Origin of the sequence: Micromonospora sp. NPDC051196, assembly GCF_040682415.1 — a bacterium.
Taxonomy (GTDB): Bacteria; Actinomycetota; Actinomycetes; order Mycobacteriales; family Micromonosporaceae; genus Micromonospora.
Window position 1 is genome coordinate 52,574 of sequence record NZ_JBFBAY010000002.1, and the last position, 19,284, is coordinate 71,857.

18 protein-coding genes and 1 riboswitch are annotated in these 19,284 nt (G+C 69.9%); of the genes, 6 read left to right on the forward strand and 12 right to left on the reverse strand.

The window, feature by feature from the left end; genetic code table 11:
• Positions 1-150 precede the first annotated feature (150 nt).
• Entirely contained in the window at positions 151-435 is a 285-nt protein-coding gene (gene paaB, locus AB0M35_RS05990; protein ID WP_363742103.1) for a 1,2-phenylacetyl-CoA epoxidase subunit PaaB, read from the reverse strand.
• Positions 432-1,487: a 1,2-phenylacetyl-CoA epoxidase subunit PaaA gene (gene paaA, locus AB0M35_RS05995; RefSeq protein ID WP_363742104.1), complete on the reverse strand. Its 1,056-nt coding sequence runs from the start codon at positions 1,485-1,487 to the stop codon at positions 432-434. The genes paaB and paaA overlap by 4 nt, the downstream gene beginning before the upstream one ends.
• Positions 1,488-1,853: 366 nt before the next feature.
• On the opposite strand from paaA, the gene AB0M35_RS06000 reads away from it, so the two are divergent.
• Together AB0M35_RS06000 and AB0M35_RS06005 are read left to right on the forward strand one after the other, a co-directional pair.
• The gene (locus AB0M35_RS06000) at positions 1,854-2,831 is read left to right on the forward strand and encodes a hypothetical protein (RefSeq protein ID WP_363742106.1); all 978 of its coding nucleotides are present in this window, start codon (positions 1,854-1,856) and stop codon (positions 2,829-2,831) included.
• A complete protein-coding gene (locus AB0M35_RS06005; protein WP_363742108.1) occupies positions 2,831-3,772 on the forward strand; it encodes a serine hydrolase in 942 nt (313 codons plus the stop codon). The genes AB0M35_RS06000 and AB0M35_RS06005 overlap by 1 nt, the downstream gene beginning before the upstream one ends.
• 142 nt (positions 3,773-3,914) lie before the next feature.
• Here AB0M35_RS06005 and AB0M35_RS06010 read toward each other — a convergent pair whose 3' ends face one another.
• The 3 genes from AB0M35_RS06010 to AB0M35_RS06020 are packed head-to-tail and all read right to left on the reverse strand — an operon-like array spanning position 3,915 to position 6,759.
• Entirely contained in the window at positions 3,915-4,766 is an 852-nt protein-coding gene (locus AB0M35_RS06010; protein WP_363742110.1) for a menaquinone biosynthesis protein, read from the reverse strand.
• Positions 4,767-4,799: 33 nt separating this feature from the next.
• Entirely contained in the window at positions 4,800-6,125 is a 1,326-nt protein-coding gene (locus AB0M35_RS06015) for an MFS transporter (protein WP_363742112.1), read from the reverse strand.
• 52 nt (positions 6,126-6,177) lie between these two features.
• Complete coding sequence (locus tag AB0M35_RS06020; protein ID WP_363742114.1) at positions 6,178-6,759, reverse strand: helix-turn-helix domain-containing protein; 582 nt, start codon at positions 6,757-6,759, stop codon at positions 6,178-6,180.
• Between the two features lie 181 nt (positions 6,760-6,940).
• Here AB0M35_RS06020 and AB0M35_RS06025 point away from each other — a divergent pair, with 181 nt between their 5' ends.
• The 4 genes from AB0M35_RS06025 to AB0M35_RS06040 all read left to right on the forward strand — a co-directional run bounded on the left by AB0M35_RS06025 (position 6,941) and on the right by AB0M35_RS06040 (position 11,585).
• Positions 6,941-9,022, forward strand: a complete 2,082-nt coding sequence (locus AB0M35_RS06025; protein WP_363742116.1) for an AAA family ATPase — start codon at positions 6,941-6,943, stop codon at positions 9,020-9,022.
• Between the two features lie 33 nt (positions 9,023-9,055).
• Positions 9,056-9,961, forward strand: coding sequence for an ABC transporter ATP-binding protein (locus tag AB0M35_RS06030; protein ID WP_363742119.1), 906 nt, complete (start codon positions 9,056-9,058; stop codon positions 9,959-9,961).
• Positions 9,962-9,973: 12 nt separating this feature from the next.
• Positions 9,974-10,711, forward strand: coding sequence for an ABC transporter permease (locus AB0M35_RS06035; protein WP_363742122.1), 738 nt, complete (start codon positions 9,974-9,976; stop codon positions 10,709-10,711).
• Between the two features lie 103 nt (positions 10,712-10,814).
• Entirely contained in the window at positions 10,815-11,585 is a 771-nt protein-coding gene (locus tag AB0M35_RS06040) for a VOC family protein (protein WP_363742125.1), read from the forward strand.
• 85 nt (positions 11,586-11,670) lie between these two features.
• Here the strand turns inward: AB0M35_RS06040 and AB0M35_RS06045 are convergent, their stop codons facing one another.
• From AB0M35_RS06045 to mqnE, 7 genes are all read right to left on the reverse strand, one after another.
• Complete coding sequence (locus AB0M35_RS06045) at positions 11,671-12,513, reverse strand: ABC transporter ATP-binding protein (protein WP_363742128.1); 843 nt, start codon at positions 12,511-12,513, stop codon at positions 11,671-11,673.
• Positions 12,510-13,601, reverse strand: coding sequence for an iron ABC transporter permease (locus tag AB0M35_RS06050; RefSeq protein ID WP_363742131.1), 1,092 nt, complete (start codon positions 13,599-13,601; stop codon positions 12,510-12,512). The genes AB0M35_RS06045 and AB0M35_RS06050 overlap by 4 nt, the downstream gene beginning before the upstream one ends.
• 31 nt (positions 13,602-13,632) lie before the next feature.
• Positions 13,633-14,568: an ABC transporter substrate-binding protein gene (locus tag AB0M35_RS06055; RefSeq protein ID WP_363742134.1), complete on the reverse strand. Its 936-nt coding sequence runs from the start codon at positions 14,566-14,568 to the stop codon at positions 13,633-13,635.
• 90 nt (positions 14,569-14,658) lie between these two features.
• A riboswitch (cobalamin riboswitch) is annotated at positions 14,659-14,773 on the reverse strand.
• Between the two features lie 148 nt (positions 14,774-14,921).
• Complete coding sequence (locus AB0M35_RS06060) at positions 14,922-16,802, reverse strand: M14 family zinc carboxypeptidase (protein WP_363742136.1); 1,881 nt, start codon at positions 16,800-16,802, stop codon at positions 14,922-14,924.
• A gap of 165 nt (positions 16,803-16,967) precedes the next feature.
• Positions 16,968-17,282 carry a DUF4229 domain-containing protein gene (locus AB0M35_RS06065; protein ID WP_363742138.1) on the reverse strand — a complete coding sequence of 105 codons (315 nt, stop codon included), beginning with the start codon at positions 17,280-17,282 and terminating at the stop codon, positions 16,968-16,970.
• A gap of 83 nt (positions 17,283-17,365) precedes the next feature.
• Entirely contained in the window at positions 17,366-17,788 is a 423-nt protein-coding gene (locus AB0M35_RS06070) for a hypothetical protein (protein WP_363742141.1), read from the reverse strand.
• A gap of 78 nt (positions 17,789-17,866) precedes the next feature.
• Positions 17,867-19,036, reverse strand: coding sequence for an aminofutalosine synthase MqnE (mqnE, locus tag AB0M35_RS06075; protein WP_363742143.1), 1,170 nt, complete (start codon positions 19,034-19,036; stop codon positions 17,867-17,869).
• Between the last annotated feature and the right edge of the window lie 248 nt (positions 19,037-19,284).

Genomic DNA, 19,284 nt, shown 5'->3' on the forward strand with positions numbered 1-19,284 from the left:
GGGCTCGCAAACCCGGCTCACTCCTCGCGCTCACAGGGCTCGTCTCCGTTCGCGACTGCGGGGCTCGCAAACCCGGCTCACTCCTCGCGCTCACAGGGCTCGTCTCCGTTCGCGACTGCGGGGCTCGCAAACCCGGCTCACTCCTCGCGCTCACAGGTGGGCCACCCCTTCTGGCACCTCGTAGAAGGTGGGGTGGCGGTACACCTTGTCGGCGGCGGGGTCGAAGAAGGCGTCCTTCTCGTCGGGGCTGGACGCGGTGATCGCGCTCGCCGGCACCACCCAGATCGACACCCCCTCCTGACGGCGGGTGTAGAGATCGCGGGCGTTACGCAGGGCCAGCTCGGCGTCGGGCGCGTGCAGACTGCCTACGTGGGTGTGCGCCAGCCCGCGCCGAGCCCGGACGAAGACCTCCCAGAGGGGGCTTTGCTGGTTCATGCCGCGACCTTCTCCTTGCTTGCCTGCTTGGCCGCGTACGCCGCGGCGGCCTCGCGTACCCAGGCGCCCTCGGCATGGGCGCGACGACGGTGCTCCATCCGCTGCCGGTTGCACGGCCCGTCACCGGAGATGACCCGCATCAGCTCGGCGTAGTCGGGCTGGGTGAAGTCGTACGCCTGACGCTCGTCGTTCCAGCGCAGATCGGGGTCGGGGATGGTCAGCCCGAGCACCTCGGCCTGGCCGACGCACATGTCCACGAAGCGCTGCCGCAACTCGTCGTTGGAGAAGCGCTTGATCTTCCAGGCCATCGACTGGGTGGAGTGGGTGGAGTCGCCGTCCGGCGGGCCGAACATGGCCAACGACGGGTACCACCACCGGTCCAGCGAGTCCTGGGCCATCGCCTTCTGTGCCGGGGTGCCGTGCGCCAGGGTGTGCAGGATCTCGTAACCCTGCCGCTGGTGGAACGACTCCTCCTTGCAGACCCGGATCATCGCTCGGGCGTACGGGCCGTAGGAGCAGCGGCAGAGCGGGACCTGGTTGACGATCGCCGCACCGTCCACCAGCCAACCGATGGCACCGACGTCGGCCCAGGTGAGGGTGGGGTAGTTGAAGATCGAGCTGTACTTCTGCCGACCGTCGAGCAGCAGTTCGACCAGTTCGTCCCGGCTGATCCCGAGGGTCTCCGCCGCAGCGTAGAGGTACAGGCCGTGGCCGGCCTCGTCCTGCACCTTGGCCAGCAGGATCGCCTTGCGCTTGAGCGACGGGGCGCGGCTGATCCAGTTCCCCTCGGGCTGCATCCCGATGATCTCGGAGTGCGCGTGCTGGGCGATCTGGCGGATCAGCGTCCGCCGGTACGCCTCAGGCATCCAGTCGCGGGGTTCGATCTTCTGGTCGGCGTCGATGACCTCCGCGAAGTAGGCGGCCAGGTCGACATCCTGACCAGGGGCACCCCGGTCTCGCTCCGCGGCGACGCGCAGCGCCGCCTCCGCCGCCTCGACCTCGCCGAGCAGGCCGCCGGGCGCGTCCTCGCCCGAGAAGTCATTGCCATACATGCACTAAGTGTTACAGCTGTCGGCTTAGGAAACCAGAGGGTGTCACAGAAATACGAAACAGCCGCTCGTTACGAGGCGAACACGAATGGTGATACTCAGAGAACGTGATTTGGCTCATAATTAATGGATAAATCCTCGCAACCACCACACAACGGTTGGTTATCCGGCCTTCACGGCGAGTTGCTCAGTGTCAAAACCTGGCATCACTACGATCCGGAAGTAGACTTCGCACGTCACACCGATCGGCTAGCGGCGATCGCCAACCAGAACAGGGCCAACATCCCCCCCGGCCCGGAGGCGGTCCACGACGATCAGTCCTGGCAACAAGCCGGTCCCCCGGCCTGACATCTGGAGTTTCACCCGCTCATGCGATCTCGCGTGACCATGGTGCTCGCCGTCACGGCGGCGCTGCTCGGCGGCGTCATGTTGGTACCAGCCGCGTACGCCCGGCTTTCCGCCGGGACGGGCGACGATGCCCTGGCCAGCGTCGCCGCGCCCACCCCGGAACCCCCGCCGCCACCGACCCTCGCGCCGGCCAAGGTCTCGGTGAACTTCAAAGGTGAGTTCTTCTCCTGGGCACTGATGGATCGTGAATCGGGCAAGATCTCCGGCTCGAAGAACCTCGGCGCGACCAGTTCCACCGAGTCGATGCTCAAGGCCTGGATCGTCGCCGACTACCTGCGACAACTCGGTGACAAGGAGCCGACGGCGGCGCTGAAGAAGGCCGCCAGCCGGGCCATCCGGGACAGCGACGACGACGCGACCAACGCCGTGTACCGGGCTGCCGGCGGCTCGTACGCGGTGCCGGCCGGTGGGCAGCCCGGGCCGGTGGTCAAACGAGCGATCAGCATCTGCGGCCTGACCGACACCAAGCGGGGCAACGTCCCCGGCTACGAGGGCTGGTGGAGCTTCACCCGGATGTCGCCCCGGGACGCCGTCCGGCTCGGCGACTGCATCGCCGACGGCACGGCCGCCGGCCCCAAGTGGACCGAGTGGCTGCTCGCCGAGATGAGCAAGGTACGCGGCAGCACCGCCGCCAAGGATCAGCAGGCCCGATCGGGCGGCGGCCGATGGGGGATCATCGACGGCCTGCCCGAATCGATCCTCAGCCAGGGCCCGGTGAGCATCAAGAACGGCTGGACACCGCTCAGTTATGACGGCAACTGGCACGTCAACTGCCTCGCGGTAACCGAGAAGTGGAGTCTCGCGATCATGCTTCGCTACCCACAGAATCAAGGGCTCGACTACGGCTCCGACGTCTGCGCGAGCGTGACGGCGCAGCTGGTCACCGCCCAGCCAGGCGGTGCCCTCAAGGTGCCCCAGAAGCCGATCGGCAAGCTCTGATGGCCGCCCGCAACCGCCGCCGCAGCCGTGAGACATCGCGATTACGCCTCGCCGCCATCGCCTCCGTCCTGATCGGGCTGCTCCTGGTGTCCCTACGCCTGATACCCGGCTCGCCCCTCGAATCCACCGCCGCCGCCCAGTGGGGAACAGGCTCCTCGGGGGGCCGTGGCAGCAATCTGACCGACCGCAGCACCAGGCCGACGCCGGCCTCTCCCAGCCCGTCGCCGGAGCCTGAGCCACTACCGTTCGAGGCGAAAGACCTCGACCTGGACATCGACGGCTGGTACGCCTGGAGCGTGCTGGACCGCCGATCAGGCGAGATCATCGGCTCGGACAACATGGACGAGACCAGCACCACGGCGTCCCTGATCAAATCCTGGATCGTCGCCGACTACCTGCGCCGCACCGCCGACGCCGGGCAGACCCCGAGCGACGCGAAGCTGGCCGACCTGACGAAAATCATCAGGGACAGCGACAACGAACGCACCCAGGAGCTCTACACCCAGATCGGCGAATCCGCCTCGATCAAGCGGCTGTTGTCCACCTGCGACCTGACCGACAGCAAGGTCTCCAGCGACCGTGGGTGGAGTCGCACCGAACTCTCGCCCCGGGACGTGGCCCGGCTGGGCAACTGCATCGCCGACGGCCGGGCCGCCGGCCCTGAGTGGACCAAGTGGCTGCTCGATGAGATGCGACTGGTACGCGGCGCCGGTGACTTCGGCATTCGCAAGGCGTTCCCGGCCGCCGAGGCCAAGAAGATCGCCATCAAGAACGGTTGGGTCGACCGCCAGCAGGAGCGGGAGGTTCACGTCAACTGCCTGGCGATCGGTGACACCTGGACGATGGGCGTCATGCTCCGCTACCCCATCGACAAGGGCTACGAGTACGGCATGACCAACTGCCAAAAAATCACCGCAGCCCTCCAACCCCCCACCCCCTAACCACCACCCCCCACGTGCCGCCCGCCCCACCCCCACCCCCTTAACTCCGCGATCTTGCACTTTCGGTCGCCAAAATGCCGCTTATGCCCGAAGTATGGCGACCAGAAGTGCAAGATCGCGGAGTTCAGGGGTGGGGTGGGTGTTAGCGGGTGAAGAAGGTGGGGCCGGTTGGGGGGAGAGCGGGGGTTTCGTTCAGGGCGGCGGCGTGGCGGGCGAACTCGCGTAGGCCGGCCACCTGACGGTCGCCCAGTGAGAAGTCCAGCGCCTGGTAGTAGGAGGCCAGGGTGGCCGCGTCGAAGGGCTCCCAGCGAGCTGCCGACTCGACGACCTGGTCGAGTTCGGCCAGGCACAGGTCACGCGAGCGCAGGAAGGCGTCATGCACCTCCTTGACCAGGCCAGGGTGGGCGGCGGCGAAGTCGCGGCGGGCCGCCCAGACAGCGAAGACCATGGGCAGGCCGGTCCACTCCCGCCAGGCCTGCCCCAGGTCGGTGACCGTCAGGCCGCGACCGGGTGCCTCGTAGAGGGCACGCAGGGCCACATCGCCGATCAGCACCGCCGCGTCCGCCTCCAGCAGCATCTGGGTCAGATCGGGCGGGCACCGGAAGTATTCGGGCTGCACGCCGTACCGTTCGCGCAGCAGCAGTTGCGCGAGCAGGACGCCGGTCCGCGAGGTGGAGCCGAGCGCCACCCGGGCCCCGTCGAGCTCGGTCAGCGGACGGGTGCTGACCAGGTTGACCGACAGCACCGGGCCGTCGCTGCCGACCGCCAGGTCGGGCAGGAGCAGCAGTTCGTCGGCGTGGCGCAGGTACTCGACCAGGGAGATCGGCCCGATGTCCAGGTCACCGGCGACGAGGGCGGCGTTGAGCCGGTCCGGCGTGTCCTTGTGCAGGTCGACGTCGAGCAGGGCACCGGAGCGCATCAGGCCCCAGTAGATCGGTAGACAGTTCAGGAACTGGATGTGCCCGACCCGGGGGCGGGCGACGCGCTCGACCATGCCCCGACCGTATCCCCGCCGCCGCTGACCTGCTCAGCGGACCGGCACCGAAGTGGCCAACCCCGCACCCGCCGGCCCCTCACCCGTCGGCCCCTCATCCGTCGGCCCTGCGGGCGGGGCCATCGCAGCGACGCGGGACCGCTCGGCCCGGATCGCACGCCGGACCGGCCGGATGAAGCCGAGCAGCACCAGCAACCCGGCCACCCCGCAGCCGACGATCAGCGGCCGGGGCTCGCTCACCTCAAGCAACAGTCCGCCGATGAGGTAACCGACCATCGCCGCGCCCTGCACCGCCGCGCCCATGGCAGCGAAGGCCCGCCCACGGACGGCCTCCGGCACCCGCCGAGCCAAGAGCAGGTTGTTGAACACGCTGTTGCCGCCGTTGCACACGCCACCGATCAGCCAGATCGGCACCAGCAGCAGCGCCACCGGCACCGTCACCGAGACCAGCACCATGAGGCAGCAGCCGCCCAGCAGGAACAGACCGGCCTGGACCAGAGCGGCGTCGTCGGCGAACCGCCGGGCCAGCCGGGCGAAGATCCAGGCACCGCAGAGCACGCCGAGGGTCCACGCCCCGGTCACCAGGCCATAGGTAGCGGCGGAGGCACCCAGGGTTTCCCGTACGTAGAAGACCTCGATCACATTGATCGCCCCGACTGCCGCGATCACCCCGGCCAGGGTGGCCACCATCGCCACCAGCAACGGGTCCCGGCGCAGTCGCCAGTCCACCATGGCACCGTCCGGCGTCCCGGCGGCACCGGCAGCCGACGGCGTCGAAGGCCGGGCGCCGCCTCGACGGGTGCGGATGAGCAGCCCGGCAACGACGAGCGCGAGGTAGCTCGCCGCGCCCACCAGCAGCGGCACCCGACTGCCGAACCACCCGACCATGAAGCCGGCCAGCGCCGGACCGGCGAGTATGCCCAGAATGCCGGCGGTCTGGTTGAGCGCGGTCGCCCGGGGCAGGTCGGCTGGACGCACCATCGCGGGGATCAGGGCGGAGAGCACCGGCTGGGTGACTGCCAAACCGGTGGCGAGCAGTGCGATCAGGCAGATGACCAGCAGCGGGTGTCGGGCGTACGCCAGGTTGAGGCAGATCACCGACTGCGCCAGGCCGGCACCGATCAGCAGGGTCCGGCTGTCCACCCGGTCGGCGAGCCGCCCGGTCAACGGGGCGAGCAGCACCAGCGGCAAGGTGGCCGCCAGCAGCACTCCGGCCACGGCCGCGCCACCTGCCCCAGTCGACTGGAGGGTCAGCGTCAGCGTCGTGGCGGCGAGGAAGTCACCGCAGGTGGCGATGCCCCGCGCGGCGGTGGCGAGGCCCACGTCCGGCCAGCGGGAGCTACCAGATGCGAAAGACATACTTCGAAAGTAATGCTTCACATCTGGCGTACGCAAGCCCCATCTACGCCCCTCAGTCCAGCGGCAGCGCCTTGTACTGGATGGCCACCCGGCGGGCGCCGGGCGGCGGATCGGTCCGGCCCCGCTTGCGGTACGGCCGCAGCACCTCCGCCACCGCACGGTTCACCTCGGCCAACTCCTCGGCCGTGAGCAGCAGCAACGACTCGCTGAGCATGGAGTTTCGATACCACTCCTCCGACTCGTCGGGCGCCCGGCGCAACCAGTCGCGGCTGCGCTCCAGTTCCCGAGCCAGGAAGGCCTCGACAAGACTCTGCTCGGCCTCGCGCGTAGACGGGTCGGCAGCCCGACCGGCGTCGATCGTCCAGGAGTGGACCGTGCTGCGCCACAACCGTTCCCGGGCATCCCCCCGGCTCGGCGCCGCCTCCACCAGACCGAACCGGGCCAGCGCCCGGAGGTGGTAGCTGGTCGCGCTCGGGGACAGCCCCGCCACCTCGGCACACTCGGTGGCGGTCACCACGCCCTCGGTCGTCGCGAGATGTTCCATGATCGCGAGCCGGGCCGGGTGGGCGAGCGCACGCAGCGTCTGCGGGTCGCTGATCGTCACCCGGGGCGGCTCGGGGTGGGCCTCCGTCATGCCCTCATGATCCCCGACCATGATGCGAATTCGGTTGCCGGCGCTGCTGGCCGGAGTAGGATTTCCGTTCGCCTGACGGCCGCGGTGAGCACGCACCGCAGCGGACGTCCCCGCGCCGGGCGCCGGCCATCCGCCCCGGACACGCGAGCGAGCAACCGGAATCTCCGTGAGGAATCGCATCGTGCCTGCATCCGACCTCGACGCCGATCTCAAGGCCGAACGCGAACACCTGGACATCTCCCGCACGGCGTTACGCCGGATGCGGGAACGCGCCGAGGCGCTCTTCGCCACCGGCGACAAGGTCGCCGGGGACTCGTACACCGCGGAACAGCTCGGCCGGCACCTCGCCCGGCGGGTGGCCGAACTGGCCGACGACCCACGAACGCCGCTGTTCTTCGGCCGACTCGACTTCGGCGCCGCCCCCGCCGACCAAGCCGCCCCCACCGGGCACACCCATCAAGCTGAGCACAACCCCGCCGAGCATGCCGGACGGCGCTACCACGTCGGTCGCCGGCACGTCACCGACGAGCAGGGCGAGCCGCTGGTGCTGGACTGGCGGGCACCGGTGTCCCGGTCGTTCTACCGGGCCAGCGCAAGCGACCCGCAGGGGCTGGCCGTACGGCGTCGGTTCGGCTTCGACAGCGGGATGCTGACCAGTTTCGAGGACGAGCACCTCGACCGGGGTGAGGAACTCGGCGCGGCCAGCCGGATCCTCACCGCCGAGATCGAACGTCCCCGAGTGGGACCGATGCGCGACATCGTCGCCACCATCCAGCCCGAACAGGACGAGTTGGTCCGCGCCGACCTGGCCGAGTCGATCTGCGTGCAGGGTGCTCCGGGGACCGGGAAGACCGCAGTCGGGCTGCACCGGGCCGCGTACCTGCTCTATCTGCACCGGGAGCGGCTGCGCCGGTCGAAGGTGCTGGTCGTGGGCCCGAACCGGGCCTTCCTGGCGTACATCGCGGCGGTGCTGCCGGCCCTCGGCGAGGTGGAGGTCGAGCAGGCGACCGTCGAGGACCTGGTCGACCGGGTGGCGGTGCGGGCGGTGGACCCGCCGGCCGTGGCCGTGATCAAGCACGACGCCCGGATGGCCGAGGTGCTGCGCCGGGCGGTCGACGCGTACGTCGGTGAGCCGACCGAGCCGATCGTCGTCTCCGACGGCTCGTTCCGGTGGCGGATCGGGCTGGAGCCGCTGCACCGGCTGGTCCAGGAGACCCGGGCCGAGCGGCTGCCGTACGCCCTCGGCCGGGAGCGGGTTCGCGCCCGGGTGGTCGGGCTGCTGCAACGGCAGGCCGAGGCGCGGCGGGCGGAGTCGCCGAGCGAGGCGTGGCTGCGCCGGATGGGCCGGGCGAAGCCGGTCACTGCTTTCCTGGACACGGTCTGGCCGGCGCTGACCCCGGACGGGCTGGTGCACGCGCTGCTCGCCGAGCCCGCCCGGCTCGCCGCGGCGGCCGACGGACTGCTCACCTCCGCCGAGCAGGCCCTGCTGACTCGGTCCGGTACGAAGCTGGGGCGTACGCCGAAGGCCACCCGGTGGAGCGCCGCCGACGCCGTCCTGATCGACGAGGCGGCCGGGCTGATCGAGCGGCCGGGCGGCTACGGGCACGTGGTGGTGGACGAGGCGCAGGACCTCTCTGCGATGCAGTGCCGGGTGATCGCCCGACGCAGCGAGCACGGCTCGCTCACCCTCCTCGGCGACCTCGCCCAGGCGACCGCGCCCTGGGCCGCCACCGACTGGCGGGTGACCCTGCGTCATCTCGGTAAGCCGGACGCGACTGTGGTGCCGTTGACCGTCGGTTTCCGGGTACCGGCGGACGTGCTCGCCTTCGCCAACCGGTTGCTGCCGTCGCTCGCCGTGGACGTACCGCCGGCCGAGTCGTTGCGCCGCGACGGGGTGCTCACGGTGCGTACCGTGACCGATCTTTTCGGGGCGGCGGTGGCCGAGGTGGGCGCGGCGCTCGCCCACGAGGGGTCGATCGCGGTGATCGCCGCCGACGACGCGGTGGACCGGTTGGGCACGGCGCTGGCGGCGGCCGGGATCGAGACCGCGACCGCCGCCGATGCGGGCGGCGGCCCGCGCGTCACGGTCGTGCCCGCCACCGCCGTCAAGGGCCTGGAGTACGACCACGTCATCGTGGTCGAACCGGCTGACATCGTGGCGGCCGAGCCGCGCGGGCTGCACCGGCTCTACGTGGTGCTCACCCGGGCGGTTTCCCGGATGTCGGTGCTGCACAGCGCGGCACTACCCGCACCGTTGGGCTGACCGACGGTATTGCCACCACCTGGGGAACCGAGAATGATCAAGCTTGTGGAAAGAGACATCCTCGCCCGTGCCGAGCGGGTCAGCCGCCGGTACGGCGACGTCCTCGCCCTAGACCAGGTCGACCTTGAGGTACGGGCGGGTGAGCTGGTCGGCCTGCTGGGGCCCAACGGTGCCGGCAAGAGCACGCTGATCAGCCTGCTGGTCGGGCTGCGTAAGCCCACCTCCGGCCGGGTGGAACTCAACGGCGGTGACCCGCGTGACCCGGCGAGTCGGCGGCAGATCGGCGTCACCCCGCAGGAGACCGGGCTGCCCGGCACGCTGCGGGTCGGCGAGGTGGTCGACTTCGTCTCGGCCCACTACCCGGACCCGGTTCCCCGGGGCGAGTTGCTCGACCGGTTCGGCCTGGCGGAGCTGACCCGGCGGCAGTGCGGCGGGCTCTCCGGTGGGCAGAAGCGTCGGCTCGCGGTGGCGCTGGCCTTCGTCGGTCGCCCCCGGTTGGTGGTGCTCGACGAGCCCACCACCGGGTTGGACGTGGAGGCCCGCCACACCCTGTGGGAAGCCATCCGGACGTTCCACGCCGACGGCGGCACGGTGCTGCTGAGCAGCCACTACCTGGAAGAGGTGGAGGCGCTGGCCCGTCGGGTGGTGGTGATCGGCCAGGGACGGGTGCTTGCCGACGACACCGTGGACGCGGTCCGGGCCGTGGTCGGCGTACGCCGGGTGAGCCTGACCGCTGACCCGCTCCCACCGCTGCCGGGGGTGGTACGCACCGAGCACGTCGACGGCCGTACCCACCTGCTCACCGCCGACGCCGACCAACTGGTGCGGGACCTGGTCACCAGCGGGGTCGAGTTCCGCGACCTGGAGGTGCGCCCGACCTCGCTGGAGGAGGCGTTCCTGGCCATCACCGCCACCGACGCCGCGCCCGCCGCCGCCTGAGGGGATCTCGACGTGCAACTCGCCCTGGTACACGCGCGTTACCAACTGCTGGAGACCGTCCGCATCCCGGTCGCGATCTTCGGTAGCGCGTTCTTCCCCGCCGCAGCGATGCTCTTCTTCGTGGTGCCCTTCGCCGGCAAGGACCCGGTCGGTGCCACCTACGCCACCGCCGCGATGGTCACCTTCTCGGTGATGAGCGCCAACATCTTCCAGTACGGCGTGGGTGTCGCCGAGGACCGTGACCAGCCCTGGAACCCGTACACCCGGACGTTGCCGGCCGGGTCGGCCCCGCGTTTCGCCGGCCGGGTCATGGCCGGGCTGGTCCTCACCTACCTCTCGCTGGTCCCCGTGGTGGTGATCGCCGCGACCCTGACCGAGGCCCGGATCGACCCGGCGTCGTTCCTGCTGGCCCTGGTCACCGTCACCGTCATCTCCGTGCCGTTCACCCTGATGGGGCTGACCATCGGGTACTCGCTGCCCAGCAAGGCGGCGATCGTGGTGGCGCAGCTCGTCTTCTTCCCGCTCGCCTTCGGCGGTGGCCTGCTCTCCGCCCCGGATCAGGCACCCGGTTTCATCGAGGCGATCGCGCCGTACCTGCCCACCCGGGGTGCGGTGGAGCTGATGTGGGCGGCGGTCGGCGACTACTCGGTCAACCTGCTCTCGCTGGTCATGCTCGGGGTCTGGGTGGTGGTGCTGGCCATGCTGGCCGGCTGGGCCTACCGCCGGGACGAGGGTCGCCGGTTCAGCTGACGTTCTCTCGGTTTCCGACCCGGATCGTCCTCCGGCGGTGCCACGATGCCCGGTGAGGGTGGTCGGGCGGCGGCCACACTGCGAGGGTTCGAGAGGGGTAACCGTGGCCAGCGTCCCGTCGGGCACACCGTGCTGGGCCGACCTGGCCACGCCAGGCCTCGACCGGGCACGGCGGTTCTACCCGGAGCTGTTCGGTTGGACCGGCCAGGTGGCCCCCGAGCCCGAGGCGGGCGGCTACACGATCTTCCAGCTCGGCGGCCGGGCCGTCGCCGGTGTGGGGCCGCCGGCCGTACCCGACCAGGTGCCGATCTGGTCGACGTACGTCTCCACGGACGACGCCGACCTGGTTACCGGCCGGGTGGAGCGAGCGGGCGGGCAGGTGGTCGTACCGCCGTTCGAGGTCTTCGACCGGGGCCGGATGGCGGTCTTCACCGACCCGGCCGGGGCGGCGTTCAGTGTCTGGGAACCGATGGCGTTCTCCGGCGCCGAGGTCTTCGACGTACCCGGCGCGATGAGCTGGACCGAACTGGTCACGCCCGACCCTGACGGCGCGCGGGTCTTCTACGAGTTGGTCTTCGGGTGGCAGCCCGAGGAGGAGCCGATGGGGCAGGTCGCCTACACCGGCTGGCGCCTCGGCGACCGGATGGTGGCCGGCATGATGCCCCCGCTCGGCGACGAGTTCCCCACCGACTCCCCCGCCTACTGGACCCTCTACTTCTCGGTGGCCGACACCGACGCCACCGCGGCACGCGCCGCCGAACTGGGCGGCACCATCCTGGTTCCGCCCCGCGACATCCCCGCCGGCCGCATCGCCGCCCTCCGTGACCCCGACGGCGCCCTCTTCTCCCTGATCGCCCTGACCCGCTCCCCCTAGACCCCGTCGATCTTGCACTTTCGGTCGCCCTTATGCACGGTTTGCACCTTATGCGGAGACAGTAAGTGCAAGATCGCGAAGGTGGTCAGGGGTGGGGGCGGGTGGGGAGGACCAGGGGGCCGTGGGGGCCGGGGATGACTTTCACGTGGGCGCGGTAGTGGCGGGACAGGAGGTCCTCTGTGAGGACCTGGTGGGGGGTGCCGGTGGCGACGATCCGACCGTCGGCGAGCAGCACCATGCGGTCGGCGTACTCGCCGGCGATCGAGAGGTCGTGCATGGTGGCCAGCACGGTCAGCCCCTCGGTACGACGCAACTGGTCGACGAGTTCCAGGACCTCCTGCTGGTGACCGATGTCCAGCGCGCTGGTCGGCTCGTCGAGCAGCAGCAGGGTGGCGCCCTGGGCCAACGCCCGAGCGAGGAAGACGCGCTGGCGTTCCCCGCCGGAGAGGGTGGCCAGTTCCCGGCCACGGAATCCGGCGAGGTCCAGCCGGTCCAGCACCTCGTGCACGACCGCCAGGTCGGCGGCGGACTCCCGACCCAATGGTGGGATGTACGGATTGCGGCCGAGCAGCACGTAGTCGAGTACCGCCATCCCGGGCGGCACGACCGGGGACTGGGCCACCGTGGCCACCACCCGAGCCCGCTCCCGGCGGCGCAGGGCGCCCAGGGGCGTACCGAAGAGGCGGACCGTGTCCGGTGCGGGCAGCAGGCCGCCGACGGCGCGCAGCAGGGTGGACTTACCGGCACCGTTCGGGCCGATCACGGTGACCCATTCACCCGCGCGTACGGTCAGATCGATGCCGGCGAGGATGAGCGCGCCGCCCAGCCTGACCTGAAGGTCACGCACCTCGACGGCAGGCACCTCGGGGGGTTCGGCGGCGTTGCCTGACGGCCTGACAGCGTTGCCGGGCGGGTCGGTCCGGGTCATGTCAGCACCCTTCGGGCGGTACGCAGCACCAGGACGAAGAACGGGCCGCCGAGCAGTGCGGTGACCACCCCGATCGGGATCTCCTGCGGCGCTGCGGCGGTCCGGGCCACCACGTCGGTCAGGGCCAGGAAGGCACCGCCGAACAGCAGCGACAGCGGAAGGATGACCCGGTAGCTCGACCCGGCGAGCATCCGTACGGTGTGCGGCACGATGATGCCGACGAAGCCGATCAGACCGGAGGCGGAGACCGCGGCGGCGGTGCCCAGCGAAGCGGCGCCGATCAGCAGGTACCGCGACCGCTGCGGGTGCAGGCCGAGGCCGGCCGCCTCGTCGTCACCGACCGAGAGCACGTCCAGTTCCCGCCGATGCAGCAGCACGATCACAGTGGTGATCAGGAAGTACGGCAGGACCAGCCGGACGTCCTGCCAGCCGGCCGTGGCCAACCGGCCGAGCAGCCAGGAGTAGACCGCCTGGATGCTTTCCGCATTTCGTTGCAGCAGGTACGTCTGCCCGGCGGAGAGGAACGCGGAGACGGCCACCCCGGCCAGGATCAGGGCGGCCGGCGATCGACTGCGCCCACCGGCGGCGCCGAGCAGGTACGTCATGATCACCGCGCCGAGCGAGCCGACGAAAGCGGCCAGCGGAATGGTGATCGGCAGCCCGCTGAGCGCACCGCCTGCACCGACGCCACCGAGGGTCAGTACGACGGTGACCGCCAACCCGGCTCCCGCAGCCACTCCGAGCAGGTACGGGTCGGCCAGTGGATTGCGGAACACCCCCTGGTAGGCGCCGCCGGCCAGGGCGAGCAGCCCGCCCACCAGCAGGCCCAGCACCACCCGGGGCAGCCGGAGTTCGGTGACGATGGCGATTTCCCGCTCGCTCAGTCCACTGTCGAGGCGTACGCCCGGCAGCAGGTTGAGCAGTTCGAGCGCGACACTGCCCGGGGGCAGGCTGACCGGGCCGAGCGAGACACCGGCCACGACCGCGACCAGTACGGCGAGGACGCCGCCGGCGAGCCAGCGCTTTCGCAGGCCCGCCGGCCGGGATGTTGCTGTGAAGGAAGGGCCCCTTTTCAACGTCTGGCGCATAGGAAGGGCCCCTGTTAACGCCTGCCGTTCTTCACTCGGCGGCCTTGTTGGTGGCGTCCACGATGGTGCGCAGCAGGTCCACCACTCGCGGCCCCCAGCGGGACGCGATGTCGTCGTCGAGTTCCACGATCTGGTCGTCGCGCACCGCGTTGATGCCGGCCCAACCGCTGCGCGCCTTGACCGTTGCCGGGCTCTGCTGGCAGCACTTGACGTCGGAGAGGAACACGAAATCCGGGTTGGCCGCGACGATGATCTCTTGCGAAAGCTGCGGGTAGCCGCCGCTCCTACCGTCGGCGTCGGCCGCGTCGGCGATGTTCTCCAGTCCGGCGAGGGCGTAGATCGAGCCGATGAAGGTCTTGCTGGTGGCGGTGTACAACTCCGGGCCGAGCTCGTGGAAGTAGGTGGGCGCCTGGACCCGCTGCGGCACCTCGGCGACGAGCTTCGCGATGTCGTCCTTCATCCGTTGCACGAGGTCCGCCCCGGCAGTGGCGTTGCCGGTGAGCACGCCAAGATCGGTGATCTGCCGGTACGTGTCGTCGAGCGTCTGCGCCGCCGGCGTCAGGTAGACCGGGATCTTCAGCGCGGCCAACTGGTCGACGATCTTGTTCCGGTCGTCGCTGAGCACCACCAGATCGGGGTTCTTCGCGACGATCGCCTCGGCGTTGGGCTGGTAGCCGGAAAGGTCCGTCTTCGGCGCGTCGGCGGGGTAGTTGGACTGGTCGTCGACGGCCACGACCTGCGGGCCGGCGCCGATCGCGAAAAGCATCTCGGTGGCGGTCGGAGCCATCGAGATGATCTTCTCGGGGCGTTGTTCCAGCGTCAGCGACCCGACGGTGACGGGAAAGGCGGCGCTGGTCGGGCTGCCGCCGGCCGCAGGAGTCTCGGTGGTCTTCTCGGCGCAGGCACCGAGCGTGAGCGCGGCCAGCGCGAGGGTGGCGGCGAGAAGTCGGGGGGTACGTCTGAACATCGGTCCTCCTGTCGGTCGAGGAGTGCGGTGCTTCGCCGACAGGGAGCCGAGGCGCCCGTCCGCGAGGCGCCCTTCCTCGAAGGCGCGGATCGCGAGCGCGCCACAGGCGACCTGGCTCGTCCCCCGGGTGGGGGCATCACAGTTGCGGGACAGCACCGGTTTCGCACCGGCTTCGCTGTGGCGGATCGCTATGACCGTAGCGCACGCCCGGTGTCTGCCCCAGGGGCCGGGGGGATGATGACGTTGACTGGCCCGGCGCCGAAGTTCACGCGCCGGGCCAGTCACTGCTGTTGTGCCGATAGGTCTCCTGTGGCGGGGCCCCGCGCGAGGGGGTGTGGCGGAGCCCCGCCGATTCAGGAGGCGGTGATGGTGACGTTGTCCACAGCCGCCTCGACCAGGCTGGCCGTCGAGGCGTCCGCAGCCTCCACCAGGATCCGGATCGACTGTCCGGCGTACGGGGTGAGGTTGAGGTTCGCCTGCGTCCAGGCGCCGTTGCGGTTGCTGGCCGCCCCGGTCTGGGTGAGCAGCGCCGTGGTGCCGCCGTTGTGCACCACGCTGACCCGGAGGTAGTCCGCTGAGGACGAGTTCGAGCCGTGCGCCAGGTAGTAGGCCAGTGACAGGGTCAGGGTGCCGCTGGACGGCAACGTGACGGCCGGCGACCGGGCGCTGGTCACACCGCCGTCGATGTCGTAGTCACCTGCTGCGGAGCCGGCGAGCCGGCCGGTGACCAGGTCGTTGCTGCCGGCGAACGGGGTGAGCTGCTTGGCACCGCTGGAGTTGGTCGCCTGGGCGGCACCCCGCTCGAACTGGCCCGAGGTCGCGGTGTCGGTGCCGTTGGGGTTGATCGTCCAGCCGGTCGCGGTCTCGAAGGTGTCCGACCAGACCGTGGTTCCACCGCCGCCGGTGCCGCAGTACTGCGCCTGCTTGCCGATCGCCCGGTACGGGCAGTCGGCGTACTCGGTGAGCAGCAGCACCGCCTCGCGGTTGCGCGAGGTCTGCGCCGGGATCACCTCGTCGGGCGGGTAGAAGCCGCCGCCGGAGGCCGAGCCCGGGTAGAGCTCGAAGGTGTACGCCCAGATGCCGTGCGTCGCCCACATCCAGTCGATGCTGCTGCCATCGGTGATGTACAGGTCACTGGACTGCTGCGGGGTGAACCCGTTGGTCGCGGCCATCTGCTGGCCGATGGTGGCGAAGGTGTTGTACTGGTCGGCGTTCATTCCCGTGGCGGTGTTGCTGGTCGTGTAGCCGTACGGCCAGAGCACCAGCTGGGAGTAGGTGTGGAAGTCGATGTTGGCCTTGATCTGCTGCACCCCGCCGACGACCCGGCTGTTGACGAAGTTGCGCAGCGCCTGCGTCTCCGGCGCGGAGAAGGCCGACGGACCCCGGTAGGTGTCCGAGGAGGTCGAGCCGGACGAGCCGCCGCAGCAACCCCAGTTGTAGCTCCAGTTCCGGTTCAGGTCGGTGCCGACGGCCGACGATCCGCTGTTGGGCTGGCGGTTCTTGCGCCAGGACCGGTAGGAGCCGGTGGCGATGTCGTACTCGCTGCCGTCCGGGTTGACCGACGGCACGATCCAGATTTCCCGGTTGTTGACCAGGTTGGTGATCCGGGAGTCGGAGCCGTAGCTGTCGGTGAAGAGGTTGAGCAGGTAGATCGCCATCTCGACGGTCAGGTGCTCACGGGCGTGCTGCTGGGAGTTGAACAGGATCTCCGGCTCGTTCTCGTCGGTGGCGACATTGTCGGAGATCTTCACCGCCATCAGGTCCCGGCCCTCGTACGAGGTACCGATGCTGATCTTGCGAGCGATCGACGGATGGTCCGCGACGACCTGGTTGACCACGGCGGTCATCTCGGCGTAGTCGTGGTAGTTGGAGTCGGCCGGGGGGAAGGCCGCGATGCCGACATCGGAGTGGGCGTGACCCCGGTCGTTGGGCGGTGCGGCGACCGCCTCCAGCCGGAACCCGAGTCGGGTGATGGCGGCGGCCTCGGCACCGGTGGCCGAGACGTGCAGCACTCCGTGCTCGGAGTAGTCGATCGCGGCACCCGTACGGGCGACCGCGTTGCGGTCGGCGAGCGTCTTCGGACCGAGCACCCGGTAGGACGCGGCAGCCGGCTGCTCGTCCCGGTCCGGTGCGGGTCGGGCGGAGGCCGGTGGTGCCGAGAGGGCGAGCAGGCCGAGCCCGGCGGCCATGATCAGCGCCAGTGAACGGCGGACAGGGATGGTACGGAAGGCCATGGACAACCTCCTGGAGGCGCGGGGGTTTCCCCGCTCGGTAGCGGCCAGCCCACCACCGGTCACATGGTCATATCAATATCGATCGCTGTTCACTCCATCCCAACCTGATCCTCACGCCGGCAGCATGTTTCCGCCGACGGGGACCAGACGAAGCCGAGTGCCAGCTCAGGCCGTTGGGCCGCGTCCGGGATCGGAGCTTCCCGGCTGCTCGGTGGAAGAAGCGGTATCGCCGGTGGCGTCGTCGCCGGCCAGGGCGGAGCGCAACTGCTCCTTCTCCGAGCGACGTCGCTCGGCGGCGGCGGCCATCTCCTCGGCCATCTCGTCACGCCAGCCCTTGAGCAGGAAGAACGACAAGGCAGCGGAGAACAGCAGCGCCACGATCAGCTTCAGGAAGATGTCGATGTCGACCGGCCAGAGGGCCGCCACCACGGCCACGAACAGCCCGATCCGGCCGAGTGTGTACTTGACCGCCGCACTCACGTTGATCCACTCCGCTCGTTCACGTCGCCATTTGCGTTCCGGCCGGCGCCCACCCGCGCGGTGCGCCCGATCCGCTACCCCGGTCAGCTCGTCCGGTTGACCAGCCAACGCACACCGGGAAACCAGACCAGGGCGTACACCACGGTGAAGGTCGCCGCAGCCAGCCCGCCGGACGCCAGCGGCGGCAGACCGGTCGCTATCCCGGCCACCAACAGCCCGGACACCACCGCCACCGCGACGGCCACCAGCGCGGCCACCACCCGGGGAGCACCGAACTCCCAGGCCCGGAAGTCCTCCCAGAACAGCCAGGCGGGCAGAATCACCGCCAGCCAGCCGTTGGCCTGGCCGAAGTCACCGGCACCGAACCAGGCGAAGGCCACGTCGAAGAGCACCAGCACCAGCATCCCGATGACCGCACCGGCCAGCGCTACGCCGAGCAGGTCGCCCAGGGTCTGGATGCGCCCCTCGGCGTCACGGCGCGGAAAGGTGCTCTGCTGCTCACTCATCTCCCTGACGAGGGTACGCGAGCCGGGTCGACACCCTCGCGCTGGCCAGCGCACGCGCGCCGGCCGACGCGCCGGAGGTCAGGCCCAGACCTGCTGCGGCTCGGCGCGACGCTGCGCCAGGCTCGGCGCGGCATCGTACTCGCGGACCACCTCGTAGCGGGTGTTGCGCTCCATCGGGCGGAAACCGGCGTCCCAGATCAGGTGCAGCAGGTCGTCGCGGTGCATGGTGTTCGGCGTGCCGTACGAGTCGGCGTCGTGGGTGATCTTGTATTCCACGACGGAGCCGTCCAGGTCGTCCACGCCGAAGTTGAGCGACAACTGAGCCACCGAGAGCCCGTGCATCACCCAGAAGCACTTGACGTGCGGGACGTTGTCGAACAGCAGCCGGGAGACCGCGAAGGTCTTCAGCGACTCGGCCGGCGAGGCCATCGTGGTGCGGGCCTGGATCCGGTTACGGATCTTGCCGTCCGCCGAGTCCACGAAGTCGTGCTGGTAGCGCAGCGGAATGAAGACCTGGAAACCGCCGGTCTCGTCCTGCAACTCGCGCAGCCGCAGCACGTGGTCGACCCGGTGCCGGGGCTCCTCGATGTGGCCGTAGAGCATCGTGGACGGCGTCTTCATGCCCTTGCTGTGGGCCAGCCGGTGGATTCGCGACCAGTCCTCCCAGTGGCAGGCGTGGTCGACGATGTGCTGCCGGATCTCCCAGTCGAAGATCTCCGCGCCACCGCCGGTCAGCGACTCCAGGCCGGCGTCCATCAGCTCGTCCAGGATCTCGTCGGCGCTCAGGCCGCTGATCTTCTCGAACCACTGCACCTCGGTGGCGGTGAACGCCTTGAGGTTGACCTTCGGCAGCGCCGCCTTCAGCTCACGCAGCACCTTCGGGTAGTAGCGCCAAGGCAGGGTCGGGTGCAGGCCGTTGACGATGTGCAGCTCGGTGAGCTGCTCGTCCTCCATCTCCTTGGCCTTGCGGACCGCCTCGTCGATGCGCATCGTGTACGCGTCCTTCTCGCCCGGCTTGCGCTGGAACGAGCAGTACGCGCAGCTCGCACTGCACACGTTGGTCAGGTTGAGGTGCCGGTTGACGTTGAACATGACCCGGTCACCGTTGAGTTCGGTGCGCTTGTGGTGGGCGAGCCGACCCAGCCAGGTCAGATCGTCGCTGGCGTAGAGGGCGATGCCGTCCTCCCGGGTCAGTCGCTCCCCCGCGTACACCTTCGCTTCGAGCTCACGCTTGAGTCCGGCGTCCATCGAAAGCCCGTCCCCTCCCAATGCGGTCGCGACCGGAGCCCGGTCGCAATCCAAGAGCCTACGTCGGGAACCGGGGCAGCTCACAGCGCCCTCCGCCGGACCCTTCCCGGCAAACCGGACTCTCAGGCTTCTGTGACCCGCTCAAACATCGACACTGTCGGGCCGGTGAGGTAAGACAGGGTGGGGGATGACACACCCTGGTACCGTCCCCGATCCGCCGCGTTCCCACCACGACGCGGTGCAGCACC

What these genes read in the sequence shown, in the direction of transcription:
- AB0M35_RS06045 (WP_363742128.1), bottom strand. Translation starts at nt 12,513, where the DNA reads ATGACCCGGACCGACCCGCCCGGCAACGCTGTCAGGCCGTCAGGCAAC.
- paaB (WP_363742103.1), bottom strand. Translation starts at nt 435, where the DNA reads ATGAACCAGCAAAGCCCCCTCTGGGAGGTCTTCGTCCGGGCTCGGCGC.
- paaA (WP_363742104.1), bottom strand. Translation starts at nt 1,487, where the DNA reads ATGTATGGCAATGACTTCTCGGGCGAGGACGCGCCCGGCGGCCTGCTC.
- AB0M35_RS06010 (WP_363742110.1), bottom strand. Translation starts at nt 4,766, where the DNA reads ATGGTCGAGCGCGTCGCCCGCCCCCGGGTCGGGCACATCCAGTTCCTG.
- AB0M35_RS06050 (WP_363742131.1), bottom strand. Translation starts at nt 13,601, where the DNA reads ATGCGCCAGACGTTGAAAAGGGGCCCTTCCTTCACAGCAACATCCCGG.
- mqnE (WP_363742143.1), bottom strand. Translation starts at nt 19,036, where the DNA reads ATGGACGCCGGACTCAAGCGTGAGCTCGAAGCGAAGGTGTACGCGGGG.
- AB0M35_RS06015 (WP_363742112.1), bottom strand. Translation starts at nt 6,125, where the DNA reads ATGTCTTTCGCATCTGGTAGCTCCCGCTGGCCGGACGTGGGCCTCGCC.
- AB0M35_RS06030 (WP_363742119.1), top strand. Translation starts at nt 9,056, where the DNA reads ATGATCAAGCTTGTGGAAAGAGACATCCTCGCCCGTGCCGAGCGGGTC.
- AB0M35_RS06020 (WP_363742114.1), bottom strand. Translation starts at nt 6,759, where the DNA reads ATGACGGAGGCCCACCCCGAGCCGCCCCGGGTGACGATCAGCGACCCG.
- AB0M35_RS06060 (WP_363742136.1), bottom strand. Translation starts at nt 16,802, where the DNA reads ATGGCCTTCCGTACCATCCCTGTCCGCCGTTCACTGGCGCTGATCATG.
- AB0M35_RS06055 (WP_363742134.1), bottom strand. Translation starts at nt 14,568, where the DNA reads ATGTTCAGACGTACCCCCCGACTTCTCGCCGCCACCCTCGCGCTGGCC.
- AB0M35_RS06070 (WP_363742141.1), bottom strand. Translation starts at nt 17,788, where the DNA reads ATGAGTGAGCAGCAGAGCACCTTTCCGCGCCGTGACGCCGAGGGGCGC.
- AB0M35_RS06005 (WP_363742108.1), top strand. Translation starts at nt 2,831, where the DNA reads ATGGCCGCCCGCAACCGCCGCCGCAGCCGTGAGACATCGCGATTACGC.
- AB0M35_RS06000 (WP_363742106.1), top strand. Translation starts at nt 1,854, where the DNA reads ATGCGATCTCGCGTGACCATGGTGCTCGCCGTCACGGCGGCGCTGCTC.